General features: G+C 47.4%; 20 protein-coding genes and 1 other annotated feature. Of the genes, 14 read left to right on the forward strand and 6 right to left on the reverse strand.

Annotated elements, in window-relative coordinates; genetic code table 11:
- Positions 1-82 precede the first annotated feature (82 nt).
- From B4F99_RS03990 to B4F99_RS04035, 10 genes are all read left to right on the forward strand, one after another.
- Complete coding sequence (locus B4F99_RS03990) at positions 83-991, forward strand: TetR/AcrR family transcriptional regulator (RefSeq protein ID WP_290755474.1); 909 nt, start codon at positions 83-85, stop codon at positions 989-991.
- 72 nt (positions 992-1,063) lie between these two features.
- A complete protein-coding gene (locus tag B4F99_RS03995; RefSeq protein ID WP_290755476.1) occupies positions 1,064-2,506 on the forward strand; it encodes a SulP family inorganic anion transporter in 1,443 nt (480 codons plus the stop codon).
- A 197-nt stretch (positions 2,507-2,703) separates the two neighbouring features.
- Positions 2,704-3,156: a hypothetical protein gene (locus B4F99_RS04000; RefSeq protein WP_214855308.1), complete on the forward strand. Its 453-nt coding sequence runs from the start codon at positions 2,704-2,706 to the stop codon at positions 3,154-3,156.
- Positions 3,157-3,397: 241 nt separating this feature from the next.
- Entirely contained in the window at positions 3,398-4,222 is an 825-nt protein-coding gene (locus B4F99_RS04005) for a fumarylacetoacetate hydrolase family protein (protein WP_290755477.1), read from the forward strand.
- A 287-nt stretch (positions 4,223-4,509) separates the two neighbouring features.
- Complete coding sequence (locus B4F99_RS04010) at positions 4,510-5,256, forward strand: DeoR/GlpR family DNA-binding transcription regulator (protein WP_035408796.1); 747 nt, start codon at positions 4,510-4,512, stop codon at positions 5,254-5,256.
- Positions 5,253-6,173 carry a 1-phosphofructokinase gene (gene pfkB / locus B4F99_RS04015; protein WP_195865443.1) on the forward strand — a complete coding sequence of 307 codons (921 nt, stop codon included), beginning with the start codon at positions 5,253-5,255 and terminating at the stop codon, positions 6,171-6,173. The genes B4F99_RS04010 and pfkB overlap by 4 nt, the downstream gene beginning before the upstream one ends.
- A gap of 17 nt (positions 6,174-6,190) precedes the next feature.
- A complete protein-coding gene (locus tag B4F99_RS04020; RefSeq protein WP_290755479.1) occupies positions 6,191-8,125 on the forward strand; it encodes a PTS fructose transporter subunit IIABC in 1,935 nt (644 codons plus the stop codon).
- Positions 8,126-8,230: 105 nt separating this feature from the next.
- Positions 8,231-9,376, forward strand: a complete 1,146-nt coding sequence (locus tag B4F99_RS04025; RefSeq protein WP_290755481.1) for an FUSC family protein — start codon at positions 8,231-8,233, stop codon at positions 9,374-9,376.
- Positions 9,377-9,454: 78 nt separating this feature from the next.
- Positions 9,455-9,659: a binding site (T-box leader), on the forward strand.
- A 60-nt stretch (positions 9,660-9,719) separates the two neighbouring features.
- Complete coding sequence (locus tag B4F99_RS04030; RefSeq protein ID WP_290755483.1) at positions 9,720-11,369, forward strand: aromatic amino acid hydroxylase; 1,650 nt, start codon at positions 9,720-9,722, stop codon at positions 11,367-11,369.
- A gap of 51 nt (positions 11,370-11,420) precedes the next feature.
- Positions 11,421-11,951, forward strand: coding sequence for a hypothetical protein (locus B4F99_RS04035; protein WP_214855318.1), 531 nt, complete (start codon positions 11,421-11,423; stop codon positions 11,949-11,951).
- A 63-nt stretch (positions 11,952-12,014) separates the two neighbouring features.
- Here the strand turns inward: B4F99_RS04035 and B4F99_RS04040 are convergent, their stop codons facing one another.
- The 3 genes from B4F99_RS04040 to B4F99_RS04050 all read right to left on the reverse strand — a co-directional run bounded on the left by B4F99_RS04040 (position 12,015) and on the right by B4F99_RS04050 (position 13,879).
- Positions 12,015-12,311: an MGMT family protein gene (locus tag B4F99_RS04040; RefSeq protein WP_214855320.1), complete on the reverse strand. Its 297-nt coding sequence runs from the start codon at positions 12,309-12,311 to the stop codon at positions 12,015-12,017.
- Positions 12,308-13,276: a cation diffusion facilitator family transporter gene (locus tag B4F99_RS04045; protein WP_214855322.1), complete on the reverse strand. Its 969-nt coding sequence runs from the start codon at positions 13,274-13,276 to the stop codon at positions 12,308-12,310. The genes B4F99_RS04040 and B4F99_RS04045 overlap by 4 nt, the downstream gene beginning before the upstream one ends.
- A 117-nt stretch (positions 13,277-13,393) precedes the next feature.
- Positions 13,394-13,879, reverse strand: coding sequence for a pyridoxamine 5'-phosphate oxidase family protein (locus B4F99_RS04050; protein ID WP_214855324.1), 486 nt, complete (start codon positions 13,877-13,879; stop codon positions 13,394-13,396).
- Between the two features lie 163 nt (positions 13,880-14,042).
- Here B4F99_RS04050 and B4F99_RS04055 point away from each other — a divergent pair, with 163 nt between their 5' ends.
- Positions 14,043-15,053 carry an LLM class flavin-dependent oxidoreductase gene (locus tag B4F99_RS04055; protein WP_035408770.1) on the forward strand — a complete coding sequence of 337 codons (1,011 nt, stop codon included), beginning with the start codon at positions 14,043-14,045 and terminating at the stop codon, positions 15,051-15,053.
- A 19-nt stretch (positions 15,054-15,072) separates the two neighbouring features.
- Here B4F99_RS04055 and B4F99_RS04060 read toward each other — a convergent pair whose 3' ends face one another.
- On the reverse strand, positions 15,073-16,341 hold the full coding sequence (locus tag B4F99_RS04060; protein ID WP_290755487.1) for an MFS transporter: 1,269 nt from the start codon (positions 16,339-16,341) through the stop codon (positions 15,073-15,075).
- Positions 16,342-16,461: 120 nt separating this feature from the next.
- Here B4F99_RS04060 and B4F99_RS04065 point away from each other — a divergent pair, with 120 nt between their 5' ends.
- Positions 16,462-17,652, forward strand: a complete 1,191-nt coding sequence (locus B4F99_RS04065) for a helix-turn-helix domain-containing protein (RefSeq protein WP_290755489.1) — start codon at positions 16,462-16,464, stop codon at positions 17,650-17,652.
- 29 nt (positions 17,653-17,681) lie between these two features.
- Here the strand turns inward: B4F99_RS04065 and B4F99_RS04070 are convergent, their stop codons facing one another.
- Together B4F99_RS04070 and B4F99_RS04075 are read right to left on the reverse strand one after the other, a co-directional pair.
- Positions 17,682-17,861 (reverse strand): hypothetical protein, encoded by a 180-nt coding sequence (locus B4F99_RS04070; protein WP_174316089.1) that lies wholly within the window; start codon positions 17,859-17,861, stop codon positions 17,682-17,684.
- 89 nt (positions 17,862-17,950) lie between these two features.
- The gene (locus B4F99_RS04075; RefSeq protein ID WP_290755493.1) at positions 17,951-19,384 is read right to left on the reverse strand and encodes a C40 family peptidase; all 1,434 of its coding nucleotides are present in this window, start codon (positions 19,382-19,384) and stop codon (positions 17,951-17,953) included.
- A gap of 194 nt (positions 19,385-19,578) precedes the next feature.
- On the opposite strand from B4F99_RS04075, the gene B4F99_RS04080 reads away from it, so the two are divergent.
- Together B4F99_RS04080 and B4F99_RS04085 are read left to right on the forward strand one after the other, a co-directional pair.
- On the forward strand, positions 19,579-21,291 hold the full coding sequence (locus B4F99_RS04080; RefSeq protein ID WP_290755495.1) for an ABC transporter ATP-binding protein: 1,713 nt from the start codon (positions 19,579-19,581) through the stop codon (positions 21,289-21,291).
- A gap of 124 nt (positions 21,292-21,415) precedes the next feature.
- Entirely contained in the window at positions 21,416-22,276 is an 861-nt protein-coding gene (locus B4F99_RS04085) for a DUF4003 family protein (protein ID WP_290755496.1), read from the forward strand.
- The last annotated feature ends 52 nt before the right edge of the window (positions 22,277-22,328 follow it).

Here is a 22,328-nt window from a genome sequence, read left to right on the forward strand (position 1 = left end):
AGTCGAATGAGTTCAAATTATTTGCTTTATACACTAAAATAAGTGGTTGTCGAACCAATTATGAACAGAAAAGGACAAGGCCATGAATCCAAAAAAGAAACAATTATTAGATGCTGCCTATCAGCTATTCGTCGAAAAGGGTTATCAATCAACCTCCATTCAGGATATTCTCGAACACAGTAACGTGTCTAAAGGGACGTTCTATAATTACTTCTCCTCTAAAAACGAATTATTCATTGATGTCTTTAATACCGTCTTTGAAAAAATGCGGACCGCGCGTAAGGAAATTCTTGTCGGACGGGATGTCTCGGATTATGAGACGTTCATTCAACAAGGAAACTGTTATTTGGAATTGATGCAAAAATATAAACTATATACATTGTTCGAAGAGGCCATTGCTTCAAATGAAAAAGAACTAAAGACGTTCATGGAAAACAATCGACTTCTTGAGATCGAGTGGACGTTCGATCGGTTACGTGATTTATTCGGTCAGACGAAGGAACCGTATCTTCTAGATTTAGCAGTCATTTACACGGGAATGTTGCAATATGCGATGTACTTCTTCCGTCAATCCGAACCGAACACACAGCCGGAACGAGTCGTCCGCTACGTGTTCAATCGGTTGACGCATCTCGTCGAAGACGTCAGTCGGACGGAGGAACAATTGATTCCGCCACGATTCCTATCGGTCTGGCTCGATCGTCCACAAGATGAAGTCGTCATCCGGAAGGATTTATTCGAAAAGACGAGCGCACACATGAAGCGTTTGATCACCTTGTCTTCGATTTCCGAAGAATCGAAGGAAGCACATGAAGAAGTTCTCGATTTCATCTATGAGGAATTGCTCGAACGTAAGAAACCGAAAATCCATCTCCTGCGCCGGGCACTCGAGACGATGGATGAAGATCCGGTCTTCGCGGGACAGGAAATCATGGCGACTTATAAAACGATGGTCGATGAGATTGCCCGCATTCGGACCAAAACTTCCTAAAAAGGTTGCTTTTTGAAACTAATCCAATTACACTGAGATCATTCATGTTAGAAAAGAGGTCTCAATCATCATATGTTTACTCAATGGAAAAAAGAGTGGTTCTTGCAACCAAAAGCGGATTTGTTGTCCGGAATCGTCGTTGCCTTAGCACTCGTCCCGGAAGCAATCGCGTTTTCGCTGATCGCTGGTGTCAACCCGATGGTTGGGCTATACGCTTCCGTTATCATTGCAATTGTCATCTCGATTGCCGGTGGCCGCCCTGGAATGATTTCGGCTGCGACTGGCGCGATGGCACTCGTCGTCGTCCAGCTCGTCAAAGATCACGGTGTTGATTATTTACTAGCTGCCGGTATACTTGCCGGAATTCTACAAATCGCGTTCGGCTTTTTAGGAATTGCCAAGCTATTACGATTCATTCCTCGAGCTGTCATGGTCGGATTCGTCAATGCACTCGCCATTCTGATTTTCTCGGCGCAATTGCCACAGTTCGAAGGGCAAAACTGGATCATGTATGCGATGGTCGCCGCGTCACTCGCCATCATCTTGTTATTCCCACGGGTCACGAAAGCGATTCCGGCACCACTTGTTGCGATCACGATCATGACGGTATTAACAGTCGTCTTTTCGCTCGATACCCGTGTCATCGGGGATATGGGACAAATCGAAGCGGCGTTACCAAGCTTCTTCTTGCCAGATGTCCCGTTCTCACTCGAGACGCTTCAAATCATCTTCCCATATGCCTTGTCACTCGCATTCGTTGGTTTGATCGAATCGTTACTGACAGCACGAATCGTTGATGAAATGACGGATACGACGTCGAACAAAGCGATGGAATCGCGCGGACAAGGAATTGCGAACATCATCGCCGGTATGTTCGGTGGAATGCCAGGTTGTGCGATGATCGGGCAATCAGTCATCAATGTCACATCCGGTGGACGCGGTCGCTTGTCGACGTTGACAGCAGGTGTGTTTTTGATGCTATTGATGTTCACGATGAACGATCTATTGATGACGATTCCAATGGGAGCGCTCGTCGGCGTCATGTTCTTCGTCTCGTATGCGACGTTTGACTGGGGATCATTCAAGATGCTCAAGACGTCACCGAAAAGTGATTCTGCGGTCATGCTCGCGACCGTGCTCGTGACGGTATTGACGCATGACTTATCGATGGGTGTCCTTGTCGGGATTTTGCTTGCAGCGTTATTATTCGCGTCAAAAATTTCTCGCATCCAAGTCGAGCGCAAGGAACAAACAGAACGAGTCCGTTATACGATCCGTGGACCGTTATTCTTTGCGTCGACGACTGCATTTGCGGAACAGTTCCAGCTCGATGCTGATCTATCATCGATCATCACGCTCGATTTCTCAGCGTGTCACTTATTTGATGATTCAGCCATCGAAGCGATCGAGAACGTCGTCTTGAAATATGAACGACTCGGCAAAAAAGTCGAACTTGTTGGATTAAATGAAGAGTCTCAGGCTCTTGTTGATCGATTAGCGCAACGGATTGCATAATGAATTTTATCAAAGGGGTAGCATTCCTAGGTACATGGGAATGCTACCCCTTTCTATTATCTTGACGAGTCATATAAGTACTATATATCCGATAGTTGTATGATGTGATAAGGTGTAAACTATTAAAGAAAGTTATCTGAACTAACGTTAAAAAACTTTAATTCAACTCACTCTAATAAATAAACGAGGTTCACTAAATGAAAAATTACCACCTGAATAGAATAATCAATTTAAGGTCGGTCGAAGCATATTTTTTGAGAACTGGTTATTTAACACCACCTATTTATTGCATGATACTGATTGATTATCAACGTCCTAGCACAATTGACGATTTTCCTTATTTAAAAAATATTGATGGAATCTCGGAAGACGACTTTGGATATGATAATTTTATAAAAGCAATCATTATTTCACCTGAGAAAGTTACTCAAGAAACATATGATGAATTATGTACCGTGGCAGGTGGTTTTTTAGAGGATAAAGAAGAGTGTCGATGGAATTTGGATATTGAAGTTATTGGTAATTTCAAACATAAAAATAATTTGGATGAAATTTTTCCTTTACTCCAAAATGTATTAGAAAAGTACAAGTGTCCTATAAATATTCATCATATTCCTATAGAAAAATTTAACTTCTTATCACAAGAATAAATGATGTGTGATGTTTTAACATTCAAACCTACTACTCGTCCGATATGATTTATAAGATATCTATATGATCTTCAACTGTTGAAACGAACTAAAAGTCAAAGAATGACTGAATACCATGTATGAATTATGTTTTATCACTAAAAATAATAGTAAAACGATTTGAGGATTGAACATGTGCTGGAGAGGATAAGTGCGACGTGTTTTCAGTTTCGCTATACTAAAAACAAAGGGGGCAATTAGAATGAAATGGTTTCGATTTGAGCAAGAAGGAAAAGTAGGTATCGGGGTTGAACGGGATGGCTCTACATATGATGTGACGGCACAAGTCTATACGAATTCATTGTTTGAAGTGATTTCACGTGAGTTCGAAGTTGACCTTGATTTAGATATCGCGCCACTACTTAAAGGGGATGTACGACAGCTCACACCTTATGTACCGGCACGAAACGTCATATGTGTCGGCAAGAACTACGCCGATCACATCAAGGAGATGGATACAGCGGGAGCGGGGAAATTCGTCTTGTTCACGAAAGCACCGACATCGATCGTTGGTCCGTTCGAACCAATCGAACGGCATGCGGATTTGACGAAGCAACTGGATTATGAAGGAGAACTCGCCATCATCATCGGCAAGACGGGGCGTGATCTGACACCAGAAAATGCGCTTGATCATGTGTTTGGCTACAGTATTGTCAATGACGTGACGGCACGGGATCTACAAAAAGAACACGTCCAGTTCTTCCGTGGTAAATCACTCGATGGGTTCTGTCCGTTTGGACCGGTCATCGTCTCAGCGGATAGCTTTGATCCAAGTGACGTCCTCGTCGAGACACGTGTGAACGGGCAACTCCGACAGTCAGGATCAACCGCCTTAATGTTGCGTGACGTCGTAACGATTTTAGTGGAAGTGTCACGTGGGATGACGCTTGAAGCCGGAGATGTCATCGCGACAGGAACTCCAGCTGGTGTCGGACATGGTATGAAACCACCGGTCTACCTTCAGACAGGGGATGTCGTCGAAGTATCGATTGAAGGAATCGGTCGTTTACAAAATGAAGTCCAGTGAACGAAGATGACCGAATTGATTGAATTGCATTCACCGCTTTCCAAATTACTTTGGAAAGTGGTTTTTTATTTTGTGAAAATCGTCAAAAATTTAAAAAATGATTGATTTCAAAAAATAAAACAGTCATAAAATGACCGTTTTTGATGTATAATGAAACTATAAGAACGGTTTCATGTCGAAAAAAGTCGTATTTTGAACGTTTTATAAAGAGTTTATATAAATTTTGAACGTTTTTGATTGATTTTTAAATGTAAACGCTTTATATTAAAGATGCGGAGGGAAACCTTATGTTAACCAAAAAACGCCATCAACTCATCCTTGAGCTTTTAGCCCGAGAAGAAGTCGTCAAGATGCAAAAGATCGTCGAACAAACCGGTGCGAGTGAATCCACGATTCGTCGGGATTTATCACAACTCGAGACAGCAGGTCACCTGCGTCGAGTGCACGGGGGAGCAACAGCAAACCATTTGCAAATTGAAGAACTGAGTTACTTCGAGAAGAGTGACCAACATGTCGAAGAGAAGGAACGGATCGCGCGAGCGGCTGCTGACCTGATTGAAGACGGTATGTATGTCTATCTCGATGCCGGAACGACGACGCTTGCCATCGTTCCGTATCTCGAAGAGAAGGCGATTACGGTCGTAACGAACAGTCTTCCTCTAGCGAACACGTTACTCTATCACCGTATCCCGACGTTCGTCGTCGGAGGGCAACTCAAGCATTCAACGCAGGCACTCGTCGGTTACAACGCACGTGAAGGAATGTTGATTTACCATTTTGATGTCGCATTCCTTGGGATGAACGGTGTTCATCCGGCACAAGGCTTCACGACACCAGATCCGGAAGAGGCACTCGTAAAGAAGACAGCGATCGAATTAGCAAAACAATCGTATGTACTCGTCGATGAGACGAAGCTGGATGCGATCAGCTTCAGTCGGGTGGCGTCCTTGCAAGCGGCGACGATCATCACGACGACATCCAGTGAGCAAGCAGCGAAATACAGTCAATACACAGAGGTGGTGAACGCGAAATGATTTATACACTGACACTCAACCCATCAATCGACTATTATGTCACGTTACCGGTATTTGAGGCAGGACAAGTCAATCGTGTCGAACAGGCGGAAAAAGTGGCCGGAGGGAAAGGAATCAACGTCTCTCTCGTCCTAAAAAACTATGAGGTAGAAACACAAGCACTCGGATTCCTTGGAGGAAGTACTGGACAATTCATCCGGACGGAACTCGAGAAACGAGGCGTGTTAACGGACTTCACACCGATTCAAGATGAGACGCGGATCAACGTAAAGATTCGTGCCGATCAAGAATCTGAGCTGAATGCAGCGGGACCGAAGATTCAACCGGAAGAGCTGGAGCATTTATTATCCCGATTCAAGACGATGCAAGCCGGTGACATCGTCGTCTTCGCAGGTAGTATCCCAAGCAGTCTACCGCATGATCTCTATCGTCATATCGCGACGATCTTGAATGAACGGAACGTCCGCTTCGCCGTCGATACGACGAAGGAAGCGATGCTTGAAGTCTTACCGCTCGGTCCATTTTTAATCAAGCCGAATCACCATGAACTCGGTGAAATTTTCGACGTCGAGATTACGTCGAAGGAGATGGCCGTTCCATACGCGCAACAGCTCGTCGAGCGTGGTGCCGAGAATGTCGTCATCTCATTTGCAGGAGACGGAGCACTGCTCGTCAATCGTCAAGGTGCCTACACGGCAAACACACCGGCAGGAAAGCTCGTCAATTCCGTCGGTGCCGGAGATTCACTCGTCGCTGGATTCGTCGCCAGCCACGCGCTCGGAAAATCACCAGAAGAAGCGTTCCGCTATGCGGTAACGACTGGCAGCGCGTCTGCTTATTCCTTCGGTCTTTGTACGAAAGAAGATATTGATCGTCTCATCAAAGACGTCAACGTCGTTGAACTCATTCAATCCTAAAAGGAGTGTGACTACTCATGAAAATTACTGATCTCTTGACACGTGATACGATTCAACTCGATTTACAAGCGTCATCTAAAGCCGCTGTCATCGATGAACTCGTCAACGTCCTCGATCGGGCAGGAAAACTAAACGATCGCTCGGCATATAAAGAAGCAATTCTCGCACGGGAAGCACAAAGTACGACAGGTTTAGGGGAAGGAATCGCCATCCCACACGCAAAAACAGCAGCGGTCAAAGCACCAGCAATCGCTTTCGGTCGTTCGGCAGGCGTTGACTACGAAGCACTCGACGGTCAACCAAGTCGGTTGTTCTTCATGATTGCGGCGGGGGAGAACGCAGATAATGCACACCTTGAAACACTCTCGAAACTATCCGTTTATTTAATGGATATGAACTTCCGCGATACGATCCTTGCGGCTAAAACGAAAGACGAAGTCATCGCAGCAATCGAAGCGAAGGAACGCGAAGAAGAAGGTCCAGTTGACGTCTCAAGCGACAACGTCGATCAAGACGCACCATATATCCTTGCCGTCACAGCTTGTCCGACAGGAATCGCACACACGTATATGGCAGCTGATGCCCTTCGTCAAAAAGCGGAAGAGATGGGTGTCCGTATCAAAGTCGAGACGAACGGATCGACAGGCGTCAAGAACGGTTTGACACAACAAGATATCAACGATGCGACAGCCATCATCGTCGCAGCGGATAAAGCAGTTGAGATGGATCGTTTTAACGGTAAACACGTCGTTGAAGTACCAGTTGCACAAGGAATTCGGAAACCACAAGAATTGATCAACCGTGCCGTCAAACAGGATGCACCTGTCTACAAAGCGAGCGGTTCAAGCGAAAGCTCAAAACCAGCTCGTGGCGGATTCTACAAACATTTGATGAGTGGGGTATCCGCGATGTTACCACTCGTCGTTGCAGGTGGTCTCTTGATCGCAATCAGCTTCTTCTGGGGTATCAACTCTGCTAACCCAAAAGATCCATCGTACAATGAGTTCGCTGCGCAATTGATGACGATCGGGAAAGCCGCGTTCGGTCTCTTGATTCCGATCCTCGCTGGATTTATCGCGATGTCGATCGCTGATAAACCAGGTCTTGCTCCTGGTCTAATCGCTGGTTTCCTTGCAAGCAACGGTAACGCTGGTTTCCTCGGCGGATTGATTGCCGGTTTCCTTGCCGGGTACGTCGTACTCTTGCTTGTTAAAGTATTCAAAGGTCTTCCAGCAGCACTTGAAGGAATCAAACCAGTCTTGCTCTATCCTCTGTTTGGTTCATTCATCACAGGAATGATCATGTTGCTCGTCATCAATGAGCCGATTGCGAAGTTCATGACATGGCTCACAGATTCATTGAACGGACTCAGTGGTGGAAACGCAATCCTCCTCGGTATGCTCGTCGCAGCGATGATGGCAATCGACATGGGTGGTCCAATCAACAAAACAGCATACGTTTTCGGTACAGCTGCTCTTACAGCAGGTAACACGGAAGTCATGGCAGCTGTCATGGCAGGTGGTATGGTTCCACCACTCATCGTTGCCTTCTCATCCACATTGTTCGCACGTAAGAAATTCACGCCGCAAGAACGTGAAGCAGGAATTGCTGCTTACGCAATGGGCGCATCGTTCGTCACAGAAGGTGCGATTCCATTCGCTGCAGCCGATCCACTGCGCGTCATTCCGTCAAGCGTCATCGGTTCAGCGATTGCTGGTGCGTTGACGATCGTCTTCGGCGTCTTGCTCCCTGCACCACACGGCGGTATCTTCGTCTTCCCGTTACTTGATGGTCCATCAGGTACGGTCATGGCAATCGTCGGTTACGCGGGTGCGATCCTCATCGGTTCACTCGTCGGTGCGGCAATCCTATCCTTCCTCAAAAAACCGCTTGTTGACCAATCGGTCGCGAAAGCGGAAATGACAGAAGGAACAGGTACGAAAGCATCATAATTCAACTAAATCCTCTCCGTTTTTAAGCGGAGGGGATTTTTTGTTGAATTTTGACGGCTAACGGTGAAGAATAGAGGGCATACTGAATAAGAAGGAGGGATGGACATGGGTGGACAATCCTTACAAATCGGACCACGGACCATAAAGACAGGTCTCGCGGTCATCTTGGCGCTGTTGATCAGTAATCTGTTCAACCTCAGCCCAATCCTGCCTGCGATCTCGGCAGCGACGACACTCCTGCCTTCGGTCTATCAGACATGGAAACAATTTCTCGAGGAAGCAGAGGCCAACTTGATTGGTGCCTTTTTGACGTTACTCGCACTTTGGATTTTAGGCGATAACCCGGCGAATCCGCTTGCGATCGGGATCGTCATCATGGCAGCAATTTCGATCTTGCTAGCTTTTGGTTTCGGGCGGACGATTCCACACGTCGTCTTGATGATCATCGTCATTCTCGAAAGTGTCGCGACTGCGACCGAACCACTTTGGCAAGTCGTTTTGATCCGCTACTTGCTCGTCATGCTCGGGATTGGTTGTGCACTCGGCATCAATGCGTTGATTTTCCCGCCACGTTACGGCAATGTCTATTACCAGAAAGCGACGAAACTCTTTGAGAAACTACTCGTCGTCACGCGAGCAATTGCCTTTGAAGGCAAAGTCACACCATATCGGGCAGCAATCGATAAGATGGGGCGTTCGCTCCTTGAGACACAAAACCTGTTCAACCTACACAAGGAAGAAATTAGAGGAACGCGTCAGAAGCATGCCTCGCTTCTACGGAACCTGCTGATCCTCAAACATATGCAATCGTGCCTCGAACGTGGCGTCGCGACGGCAGAGCGCTTTAGAGAACGAGAGAAGGCACTTGATTCGATTGCAGACGATCTTCGAAGTGAACTGTTCTATCACTTGATGCATATCGCCCAGCGACAAGAGAAAGTCTTGCTGACATACGATCTCCTGTTGACGGAAGAACCGCTCGCGATGGAGGATCTCGTCAAAGAGAACATTGCCTTCGTCAAGCACTCTTTTCTCGATCGTGATGAACTCGAGGAAGAAGTCATCATGGAAATTTTACCGATCGTCGTCTCGATGAACGAGAGGATACAAGAACTCGAATCCTTTGAAAAACGGCTCAATGGTGGGCTTCGTCGCCATATCACATCACTGACGATCGAACAAAAATCAGTCCGTGATAAAACATTTAATCGATTCAAACGTAAAAAAGCCATTGACGAAAGTAAAAAGTAAGCGTATAGTCCTCCTTAACGATACTTTACTTGCTAAAAGCATAACAGTATAACAGCATAACAGCATAACAGAACGAAAGATTAAGCGATGATGAAACCGAAGTAAAGACCATCTCCCTGTTTCAGAGAGCACGTGGCGCTGTGAACGTGTACACAGATGGTGTTGAATTACAGTTTCTGAGCTTCTTGCGTAAGCGAGCGGAGCAAACCGTTATCCCAATCATGAGTGACTCAGTCGATGACTGGGTAATCAGGGTGGTACCGCGGCTTTCGTCGCCCCTGTCGAACGATACGTTCGGCAGGGGCTTTTTTGTTATCTTACATTCATTCAAGGGGGAACTCATATGTCTACACCAATCATTCCAAGTCACTTACGTCCACATGTCGCACCACAGCACTACGAAGACTACACGCCAACGGATCATGCCGTTTGGAGATACGTCATGCGACTGAATTTAAATACGTTACAAGATACAGCACATCCAGCATACCTCGAAGGGCTTGCTGCATCGGGCATCAGCCCGGAACGGATTCCAGATGTACGTGAGATGACAGCGAACCTAAGCCGTGGAGGCTGGGGAACAGTCGCTGTCGATGGTCTCATTCCTGGCGTCGCCTTCTTCGATTTCCAAGGACATGGTTTATTACCGATTGCGACCGACATTCGGAAGGTCGATAACATTCTCTATACACCAGCACCGGATATTCTGCACGAAGCAGCGGGGCATGCACCGATCTTGATGAATCCGGTCTACGCGGAATTCGTTCGTCGCTTCGGTGAGATCGGGGCACATGCTTTTAACCATAAAGCCGAGCATGACGTGTTCAAGGCACTCAAGAAATTGACGATCGTTAAAGAGAGTCCATTCTCGACGCCAGCCGATATCGAGCAAGCTGAAATTGAGCTTGCGGAGACACGGACACACGTCAAAGGGATTTCGGAAGCGAACGAAATCTCACGTCTGTTCTGGTGGACGGTTGAATTCGGTCTGATTGGTGATATCGACAACCCGCAAATCTACGGGGCAGGTCTTCTATCATCAGTCGGTGAAAGTCGCCATTGTTTGACGGACGCGGTCGTTAAACATCCATTCTCGCTTGAGAAAGCACTTGCGACGAAACATGACGTGACGAGCATGCAAAAAGAACTCTTCGTCTGTGAATCGTTTGAACAACTCCGCGACGCACTCGAAGAATTCGCTCAATCGATGTCCTACATTCGCGGTGGCATCCACGGACTAACGAAAGCCGTTGAATCGGGCAATCTGTCAACGCTCGTCTTCGACAGCGGTCTCTCACTCGTCGGTGTTCCTGAAACGCAAGAGATTCACGATTCGCTGCATATCGTCAAACTGACTGGACCGACAGCGTTGGCTGCAAACGATGAAGTGTTGACAGGTCAAGGACTTGCAGATCATTCGGAAGGTTTTACACTCCTTCACGGCAAGGAATTGAACGAAGTATTGATGCAAGTCAAAGTCGGTGAACGTCTCGACTGGGCGGAAGGAAATGTTCATGTCACAGGTGACATCTCAGCAATTCAAACCGTCAATGGTCACCGGGCACTCGTCGTTTTAGAAGCAGCAACGCTCTCGAACGACGGGAAAACGATGACGATGGACCGGATGGAATTGATCGTCGGTGACATCACGTCAGCATTCCCGGGAACGGAAGTTGAAGCACTGAAGCCGATTCCAGAAACGATCGAGTTCGAACGAATCGAGCGTCCGTTGACAGCGGCTGATCCAATCTTCGAAGTTATTCGTGAGATTCGCGAAGGACGTGCTGGTCGGGAACGGTTGCCGCAACTGATCGACCAGACACTCGTCCAGTTACCGGACGCTTGGTTACTCCGCCTCGAATTACTTGAGTTGGCGGATGAAGTCGACCAACCACGTCTTGTCGCTGATCTCGAACGCTTAAAAGCAACGTCCGAACAGCGAGATGAATTAATCACGCGCGGGATGGCATTACTCGACGTCGTTCATCAATGAGTCGAACTCCGGTTCTGAACCTGTTAGAATGGAGACATTCGGTAAAAGGGGATGATCGGTATGACAAACTATTATCAAGACGTAAAGGAATTCCACCGTGTGTTTTCACACCCTGGTGCAACGACGCCAACACCAATGACGGTTGATCGTGGGATTAAACGCTCGACCTGGACGGCGGAAGAAGCGGTCGTTGAGTTCTTGCATCAAACGGCGACGAGTGAAGCAGAGTTCCTCGAGGCAATCGAACGTTTCAAGTCAGGGCTTGATACAGCGGTCGAAAAATCGCTCCAGATGAAACAACCTGAAACAGATGTCGAACGACTCGTTGGACAAGGGGATGCCTTGACGGACGCGCTCTACTTCATCATGGGAAGCTTTGTTGAGATCGGGCTTGATCCGGCTCCATTGTTCGAGATCGTTCAACGTGCCAACATGGCGAAGCTTGGACCGGACGGAAAACCAATCTTCCGAGAATCTGACCAAAAGGTCATGAAACCAGAAGGCTGGCAACCACCGGAACCACAGCTTGAAGCAGAAGTACGTCGACAAATTGCTGCGGCTTCGAGTACGTCAAAAGCTTGATTCATTACGATAAAAAGAGAGGGATGACTGGTCTGCGAACCGGTCATCCCTCTCTTGTTGTATCTATTCGCTTCTTACTTGATAACGCGATAAATCAAGTTGACGGGCGGTGAGGAACTCGACACCTTCTGCTTCAAGCGCAAGTCGCTGTTCATCGCCTTCAAGTGATAGTTTTCCACCAGCAGCAAGCACGCGGTGCCACGGTAGACGTTCCGTCTTACTCATGCTGTGAAGAATCCGCGCCACTTGTCGTGCGCTACGCGGATGACCAGCGAGTCGGGCGACTTGCCCGTACGTCATGACCTGACCAGCAGGAATCGAGCGAATGATCGTCAGAACATCTTGCGTAAACGGAGTCATGACTCGTCAGAAGCGATGACATACTGTTGAATCTTATCGTCTTCGTCAAAGCCGATCGTCACATCAATGATGCCTTGTTGTAGTCGAATCTGAAGTTCAAGGCGGTCCTTGATGTCGTCTGCTTGAGCGATCGTCAACGTTGGATCAACTTCGATTTCAACTTCGACGTGGAAATGATCGCCTTCCTTAATAACTTCCAGTTTACTAATGTCCTTGACGTCTGGGTCTTTCATGATCAGTCCGCCGAGACGTGCTGCCATCGTCTCATCGGCTTCACCAAGTGCACCAGCTGCGTTTTGCAGGAAGACGTTTCCGACGACGTAAAACATCATCAGCCCGATCAGGATCGAAGCAATTCCTTCTGCCTGATGAAACGGTGTCACATGCGAGATGATGACGGCGATCATCGCGACGATCCCGCCAGCCGTTGCGACTAAGTCTTCAAGGAACACAAGGCGTGTCGCTGGTTTTGCTTGTTTGAGTGACCGGAAGCTGTCGAGGATGAGGCGTGGTCCTTTTGAGTCCAGTTTCGCATCATGCGCGATTTCCTGCATCGCTTTAAAGAACACACCACTTTCTAAGACGACACCTGCGAATAAAACGGATAACGTGATCCAGAAGCCTGTCGATTCTGTAGGTTCGATGATGTGGGCAATCCCTTCATGAATCGTTTCGTAGGCCATGATGCCGACGAAGAGGATGGCACCGAGCAAGACGAGATTGACGAGACGACCAAAGCCGTTCGGGAACCGTTTCGTCGGTGCCTTTTTACTGAGGGCAGAACCGATGAAGACGAAAAATTGGTTGGCAGCATCCCCGAGCGTATGCATCATTTCGGCGAACATCGCGACATTTCCCGTCAGGACGTAGGCAATTGCCTTGATGATGGCGATGATAGAGTTGACGATGCCTGCCGTCAGCGCAGACCGGTTACCTCGGCGTAATAACGTAAAAAATTCTCCCATGATTGTACTCCTTTTAGTTAAGTTACGTATTAGTTCATTTTATTATGTTACATCATTTTGAGAAAAACGACTATCTTCACATGAAAAAACCCACGCAAGCTGCGCGGGTTTAACTGGTCAAGATAAGTCGACTGTTTTATTGATTTCGTTCTCATCGTCTTTGCCGACGACTTTCTTCAAGACTTGTTTGACGGACTTTGTCGTGTTTCCTGTTTCCCAGTACTCAGCAGCTTCCGTGTTGACCTTGATCAAGACGACTTTCGGATCTTCGTATGTCGTTCCAAGATATGCTTCGTAACGTGGGCTCCAGAGCTCTTTTTTTCGTTCGATGTCTTCGACGAGTTCTGCTGTCCCACGGATCGAGACGTATGATTTGTCGACGTACGCGACGTTAACACTCGGATTCTTAAGTAATTCTTGATACTTGTCCGTTTCTTTTGAAGTGAGGAACCAGAGGTCGCCATCAAATTCGATATCCTGTGTCTGCATCGGACGCGATACGAGTCCTTCTGCTGCAATCGTCGTCAGCATCGCTGTCTCGATTTTATCGATCAGTTTCTTGATCGTTTCGACTGCTTCTTGATTCGTAGTATGCGTTGACATGTAGCTCCACCTCATTCGTTAGATTTTTATGCTCACGTAAGGATTGTTCCCTGAATTTCAAAATGAAAACGTCCCCATGACGGAAAGAAGCAGTTTCATTGCACCGTACAACGAGGAGGCGTACAGTGTAGGTACGCATTCGAAAGAAAAAGGAGAGACATACATGAAACTTAGTATTTTAGACCAATCCCCGGTCTCTAAAGGACAATCCCCATCTGATGCCTTACACGAAACGGTCGAGCTCGCGAAAATCGCGGACGAACTCGGTTATCATCGCCTGTGGGTATCCGAGCACCACTTCGCAAAAACACTAGCCGGTTCAAGTCCGGAAGTCTTGATCGCGTATATGGCAGCCGTGACAAAACAGATTCGCCTTGGTTCAGGCGGTGTTATGTTGCCACATTACAGTGCCTACAAAGTTGCGGAGAACTTCCGTGTCCTCGAAGGACTTGCTCCGAACCGGATTGATCTCGGTCTCGGTCGGGCACCGGGCGGTATGCCGCTTGCGACGCGTGCGTTACAAGAAGGTTCGTCGCCACGGTTTGGTGGAGCTGATTATGGTGAGCAACTTGATGATCTCGTTGATTACTTGAAAGACGGGGCACCTGCCGGACATCGGTTCGCGGGACTCGTCGCAACACCAGAAGTCGATACGACACCAGAAGGCTGGTTGCTCGGATCAAGTGGTGGTAGTGCCTTGAACGCCGCACAACGCGGATTCGGATTTGCCTTTGCTCACTTCATCAATGGACAGGGTGGTCAGGAAGTAATGGATTACTATCGTCATAATTTCATGGCGACGTCGTTTAATGAGACACCACAAACACTCGTTTCGATCTTCGTGACATGTGCCGAAACGACGGAAGAAGCAGAACGTTTGGCGTCAAGCCTTGATTTATCTCTGCTCTTACTCGAAAAAGGGGTCTCGTCAACAGGAACGCCGACACCGGAAGAAGCAGCAGCGTATCCGTATACGTTCCAAGATCAGTTCCGGATTGCTGAAAATCGGAAACGGATGATCGTCGGTAACCCGGAATCCGTTGCGAAACAATTACAAGAGCTTGCCGATTCATATGGAACGGACGAAGTGATGATTGCTTCGATGATCGCAGACAAACAAGCAAAACAACAATCATTAAAATTAATCATGGACGCTGTCAAAGCGACAGTCTGATTTATACGCACGTCCTTTCTCACGAAGTGAGGGAGGACGTGTTTTTTGCGTCTACTACTGGAATGCGTTCGGATACGATGTCTTTACGCAATCGGAAGAATCCGAATAACGCTGCACCGAACAAGCCGACTGTACCGACTGCAAGTAGCACGATGATAGACACATGATCACTCAGTAAACCAAATAATAGGGTACCAATCGGCATCATCGCCATGGCGATCGATTCCAGGACACCGATGACACGTCCGAGGTAAGCCGAATCGGTCTGTTTTTGAACGATGAGCTGTAGTGGGATGTTCATCCGTAAGACGAGCATGCCGTCGATGAACAATAGAATCATGAAAAAAGGTAATAGTAGAGCAGATGGAACATAGCCGAGTAGGGCAAGTGCAGGAAGCGCATAACAAGAGGCGATTAAAAAGAGCGACTCGAATATCGTCCGTAACGGACGTTTCACGGTAAAGCGAGGTAAGGCAAGAAGCAACGAAGCGACAAGAAGACCAGCACCCAGTGCGGACTCGACTAATCCAAACCGAAATGGCGTGAATTGCAGTCGATCGAGCAAAACGATCGGTAACAAGATTTCGAAAGCGACAAAAAAGAAGTTCAGGACGATCGCCATCAGGACGAGTGTCGTCAATACCGGTTGACGGAACAGATAGCGGTAGCCTTCTTTAAACTCCGAGACGAAAGACGGAGTATTAGTAGTAGCCAGAGGAGAGGTATCCACTGCAAGAAAGCGGAGACGGCTATTCCACCAGGCAGCAGAAGCAAACAGGAGAAACGGTAAGATCAAGAATTGCGTGATGGAGACTGTGGCGATAAGCAATCCCGCAACGAGTGGTGCAGTGATCGTTGAGGTCGATTGAATCGTCGAGAAAAGCGCGTTCCCGCGTTGTAACTCCTCTTCTGCTACGAGTCGCGGTAACGAGCTTGATAAGGTAACGGACAGGAACGTCGACAGGCTCGTCAAGAGCACACTCGCGACGATGTAATGAATAGTATGTAACGGAGCTTGTAGCGAATAGAGCAAGAGTCCAAATAAGACGAGTGCACTTAGACTCTCGGTCGTGACGATGATGCGTTTCCGATTCCAGCGATCAGCAAGGACACCAGCAATCGGTGAGAGCAAAATCCGTGGCACTGATCCTGCAAGCAGGACGAGAGCAAACTGAAAACCAGACGATGTTTCCCGTAAGACGGTCAGTCCGGCGACGAACGTGAATAGACTAGCCGCAAATAACGAACAAAACTTTCCGAATAAGACACGTTTTAAATTAAATGACATCATGTTCACTCCTTCGGAGTTAAATTTTATTGAACTTTAGTGTAGAATAAAGGAGTGGAAGAAAAATGTAAAGATAAAGTTCAATATAATTTAACTTTTGTGATAAAAGGAGTGACCAGTGTGTTAGGGGAACGTATCAAACAGATCCGAAAACAGAAGAAAATGACGCAAACGGACGTTGCGACCGGCATCATCACGAAGTCAATGCTCAGTATGGTCGAAAACGGGAAAGCGACACCGTCTGTTCCCGCCTTACAGGCGATTGCTAGGCGATTACAGGTGACAGTCGAAGAATTAATGCTCGATCCGCGAGATGTTCAGATGCGGGAACTCATCGAAACAATCCGTTCGCGGCATACCCCATATTTTTCAGACGAAAAAATTCAGGAACTTCTAGAACCTTACTTGGTTCCGGAAACGACTTCCTATTGGCAAGGGCAGGTCTATCATAAATACGGCGATGCCCTCCGAGCGTCTGACCCGGAGCTTGGTTTGATATATTATGAGAAAGCAGAGCGGATTTTTCAACAGCTCGGTCGTCAAGATGAGCAGTTGCTCGTTCAGATCTCGAAAGTCTATTTTTTATTCAATCTCAAACGAACAAAGGAAGCGTATGAGCTGATCGAAGCAATGGATGTACCACGCGAGATTCTACTGGCGCCAAAAACCTATTTAAATTTCCAAATCTTGCGTGCGCTCCGAGCAAGTTTGTTCGATGATCACTATACAGAAGCGATCGCCTTATTGCGTGAAGGGGTTCAGTATATGCGGGAGCAAGATGTCTATTATCATGTCATTTCGTTTCAACGTTTCCTCGGATTGTTTTTATATCTAGAAGGGGAAATCGAACAATCACGGCAAGAGTTTGATCGATTGGAGCAGTTTTTTGCATTTAGTGAAACGACTGCCGTTGGACGGATCGAAGTTGATTTGACGAAAGGACTCATCGCGATTTTCGAAAATGATACGAACGGCATGCAGATGGCGTGGGAAAAACTCGTCACTGTGGCGATCGATGACGCGAAGCATTACATCGGACAACTCGAAGTCCATCTCCTTGTGAACGGCATCGAATTACCGAATCAGACGCTGCAGCAGAGCGTCGATAAGATATGGGAGATGCAAGATGCCTGGCTTGCTGCGAGTGGATTCGACCAAGCGATGATGTTACAGACTCTCGTACTGGCGATGCAACGAGGGATTGGTCAGGAACGACTGGAGGATGTTTTACGATTGAAGGATGATCTTCAAAGCGAACGACTCAAAGGCGATCTTGAGCGAGAGATACAAGCATTGATTAATGTTCAATGACGAAAAAACAGGCATGAAGCGAGTGCGCTTCATGCCTGTTCGTGTGAGGATGTCGTTCTTCTGAAAATCAATAAGACGCAAGCGGCGACGGAAACGATCAAGTGACCGATATAGACGTCTCCCGTCTGGATATAATGCAAGAGCATCGAGCCACCAAAAATCAATAAGGCAAGAAAGAGAAGTCGGACATAAAGTGTTTTGTAAGACATGCGGACACATCCTTTCCATATACAGTATATCCAAAAGAGAAGCGGTAAGACAAAAAAACATCCACCCCAAGGGATGGATGAAAAATGTCTTAAAGTGATTTAAAGCCTAACAGTTTTTGTGTCCAGTACCGTTCTGAAAGACGACTGATGCCGAGTGATGGTGTGTTCGCATGGATGAACTGATCGTTGTTCAACATGATGCCGATATGCGTTGGACCAGCGGCATACGTGTTTTCGAAGAAGATGATATCGCCGCGTGCCGGTTGACGCAGTTTCGAGAGCTTCGCCCCAAGATACCGGTCATCATTCCAGTAACCGTTGACGTTCGTCCGTCCGACAGAATAGCCAGCGGCATTCAACGTGTAGTTGATGAAGCCAGAGCAGTCGAAGCCACCGTTGACTGGATTACTAGATCCCCAAACGTATGGTGTTCCGAGATATTGTTGCCCAATCGAAATGGCACGTTCCATCAATGTCGAACCGGGAACGGTCGTCACAGGTGGTGTCGTCGGAGTGACCGGAGGCGTCGTCGTGACGGATCCCGTCGTGATGTAACTCTTCGCGACATAGTAGAGACCCGTTCCGATCTTGATCTGGTACCAGCCGCTATCTTTACCTGTCGTTTCACCCGTGACATTGACTGTCGAACCGTGTCCGACTTGTGTGAAAACTTTAGACGACGTCGAAGGCAACGTACGGACATTCAGACCGGTTGGGGCATTGACGCGATACGTCTTCGAGGCATCAACTGGCGTCAAAGAGACTCCAGGAGTCGTCGGTGTTGTTGGTGGTGATGCTTTTGTTGAAGCTTTGACATAGGTCGAAGCGACATATGCTTCTTTTCCGTCAAGCTTGACTTGGTACCACGAATCAACCGCACCTGTGACATCGAGCACCGTCTGATGCGGTAATGTCTTGTAGATTTTTGCGTTCGTCGCTGCAGCAGTCCGTGCGTTCAAGCCTTCCTTCGCATTAACCGTGTAGACTTTTGATCGATCAACCGCTTTAACGACTTTTTTGACGGGAGTCGTTGCGGGTGGTTTTGAATCTGTCGTGACGTTCGACGTCTTTTTGCTGACTAACGTCGCATGGACATAGGCCGTTTGTTTCTTATATGTGATTTGGTACCAATCACCTGATTGTTTCTGAACAGTCAAGACAGTATTCTTTGCCAGTTTTCCGAGTGATTTCGAACTCATCGTTGCTTTTTGCCGGACGTTGACGGCATCGGTGTTCGTTATGTAGGTCGTAGTTGTCGGAGCCTTTTCCATCGTTGCTTTGACGTATGCTGAAGTAATGAAAGCTGGTTTCGACTGATAGCGGATTTCATACCAGCTGTTGACTTTCTTGACAGCTGTCAGCTTCGTACCTTTTTTTAGCGTCGTGATGACCTTCGCGGAAGTCGAGGCAGCCGTGCGAATGTTGACGTTATCCGTCAAAGTCAGTGTCGTTGACGCGGCTGAAACCGGAATTGTGGTACCGACCAAAGCGAGCGTCGTGAGGGCGAGAACGGTCTTTTTCACGTGACATAGCTCCTTCCAAGAGATAGGTAAAAATCGTTGTTACCATTTTGTCATAAAAAGTGCTGATTCCCCTGAATTAAAAATATAATTTTTGTCTGGAAAACTGTAATACCGTTTTTCAAAAAATGAACAGGTAGAAGGAGTATTTTCAAAAAAGTTCAAGTACACTAGAAGTACTCGGAAGGAGGCTACACATGTTACACCGTTTTTATCAATATTATATCCCACATAAACGTTTATTCTGGCTCGATTTCATATCTGCCTTATTCGTCGGGGTGTTAGAACTTGCTTTTCCACTCGCAGTCCAGTGGTTCATCGACTCCTTGTTGCCAAACGGTGAGATGAACTGGATCATCCTCGTCAGCGTCGGATTATTAGCGCTCTACGTCATCAGTACGCTGATGCAATTCGTCGTCAACTATTTCGGACATAAGCTCGGGATTAACATCGAGACCGATATGCGTCGTCAGTTGTTTAGTCATGTCCAGAAACAGTCGTTTCGTTTCTTTGACAATACGAAGACGGGTCATATCATGAGCCGGATCACGAATGATTTGTTTGATATCGGGGAACTAGCCCATCATGGTCCGGAAGATGCGTTCATTGCCGTCATGACCTTGCTTGGTGCATTCTCGATCATGTTGACGATCAATGTGCCGCTTGCCCTCGTGACGATCATCGCCGTACCATTCCTGATCTGGCTGATCAGCTATGCGAACGTCCGGATGAATAAATCATGGGACCGGATGTACGGTAATATCGCGGAAGTCAATTCACGCGTCGAGGACAGTGTTTCCGGTGTCCGTGTCGTCCAGTCGTTCACGAACGAAGCTTACGAAATCGAGCGTTTTGAAAAAGACAACGCAACGTTCCGTCAGTCGAAGATCAATGCCTACAAGGTCATGAGTAAGAGCCTGTCCGGCATCTACTTGACGACTCGTTTGATGACACTTGCCGTCTTAGTCGTCGGTGCGTACTTGACACATCGCGAAGCCTTAACGGCCGGAGAACTCGTCGGCTTCATTCTCTACATGAATATCTTATTGAAGCCAATCGATAAGATTACGGCATTGCTTGAGATGTATCCGAAAGGGATGGCTGGCTTTAAGCGGTTCCTTTCGATGATTGATGAAGATGCATCTTTACCTGATGCGCCAGATGCGCTCGTTGTTGATCGCTTGAACGGTGGCATCACGTTCAAGGATGTCGCATTCGGATATGAAGCGGATCGTCTAATCTTAGAACACATCAATCTGACGGTCGTACCGGGTCAGACGGTCGCATTCGTCGGAACGTCCGGGGCAGGGAAGACGACGATCTGTTCGTTGATTCCACGTTTTTACGATGTTCTAGATGGCGCAATCACGATTGACGGAATCGATATCCGGCAGATGACGAAGGAGTCTCTGCGACAACAAATCGGGATCGTCCAGCAAGATGTCTTTTTGTTCTCAGGGACGATCGCTGAAAACATCGCCTACGGTGATTTGAATGCGACGCACGAAGACATCGTGCAAGCGGCAGAACGTGCCCATCTCGGTCCGATGATCGCGGATCTACCTGATGGGTATGCGACACAAATCGGCGAACGGGGACTCAAATTGTCGGGTGGACAAAAGCAACGACTCGCCATCGCGCGGATGTTCCTGAAGAACCCGCCGATTCTGATTCTTGATGAAGCGACGTCTGCCCTTGATACAGAAACGGAAGCACTGATTCAAGAATCGCTTGCCGAGCTGTCTGAGAACCGGACGACGCTCGTTATCGCCCACCGTTTAGCAACGATTCGAAATGCCGATAAGATTTTCGTCGTCACGAAGGACGGCATCGTCGAAGAAGGCTCGCATGATGAACTAATGGATCAAGGTGGTTACTTCTCCCGTCTGTTAGAGAGACAACGAGTTTGAATCAAATTGAAAGAATGAGAGGCGACGGACATGTTCTGTCGCCTTTTTTTGTTCGTCTAAAAATAAGGTTGTACAAACCAATTTTAGGGAAAACGATTTATAGAAAAGAAGGCGAGGTGGAAGGATGTACGGTCAATTCTGTGAGAACTATGATGAGAGTTATCCCGTCTTACGGGAGGAATCGTCACATGATTTCCATCGTTTTTTTGCGCTGTCCTACACGATTCATGATACCGTTTTTGAACAGAATGTCTACGAACGGCTGATGCGGACGATCAAACATAAGACGTCGCGTTTTTCAGCACTTCGGAGCCGCTATACACCGTTACTTGTCGCCAATGTTCAATTGAATAGCACGGATCCCGATGTTCTCATCGAAGAAATCATCGTCGCGGAAAAGAAGATTAAACATCGCTTGATTCGTGATAAAGGAGTCCGCCCATTTTTTGCACTCAACGAAGTGCTGAACCGGCGACAAGTGATTGATGCGTTCCCTTACATGGAGCGCTTGCATGCGACACGACCTCATCTAAATGCCGCGAAACAATACGTCGTGACATCGACCTTGCTTGAACAGCACCCACTACCAGATACGTTTTTAGAACGCGTTGATACGTTTGAAGAGTGGCTTGCGCAATATATGGAACGGACGAGTGAACGTGTCATTACGGCGCAGATCTTAGCAGCGCATCCGGATGCGTCAGCGCAACAAGAACGAATCGTTGCTTGGCGGGAACTGTTAGAGCGAAGAGAAATCATTATTTGGGATCGTTTAATGCCGATTCTTGCGTTACTGCCTACAATGGAACGTGTCGACTGGATTTACGTGACCCGGATCGTCGACCGGGAGCGGGCACGGAATCGATTTTCAGACGAGGTCAACTGGTTGATTGCCTTTCATCTGTTACTGGCTAAATCAGGTGTGACACGGGTGCAAGCTACGTTATTGTTACTGGCTGCACTAGAACTAACGAAAAAACCGTGACGTGAAGCATTGAAATAGACAAAACGGACGAGGTATGGTGCGCACCATACCT

It is taken from the genome of Exiguobacterium sp. UBA3491 (assembly GCF_002377745.1).
Lineage (GTDB): Bacteria > Bacillota > Bacilli > Exiguobacteriales > Exiguobacteriaceae > Exiguobacterium_A.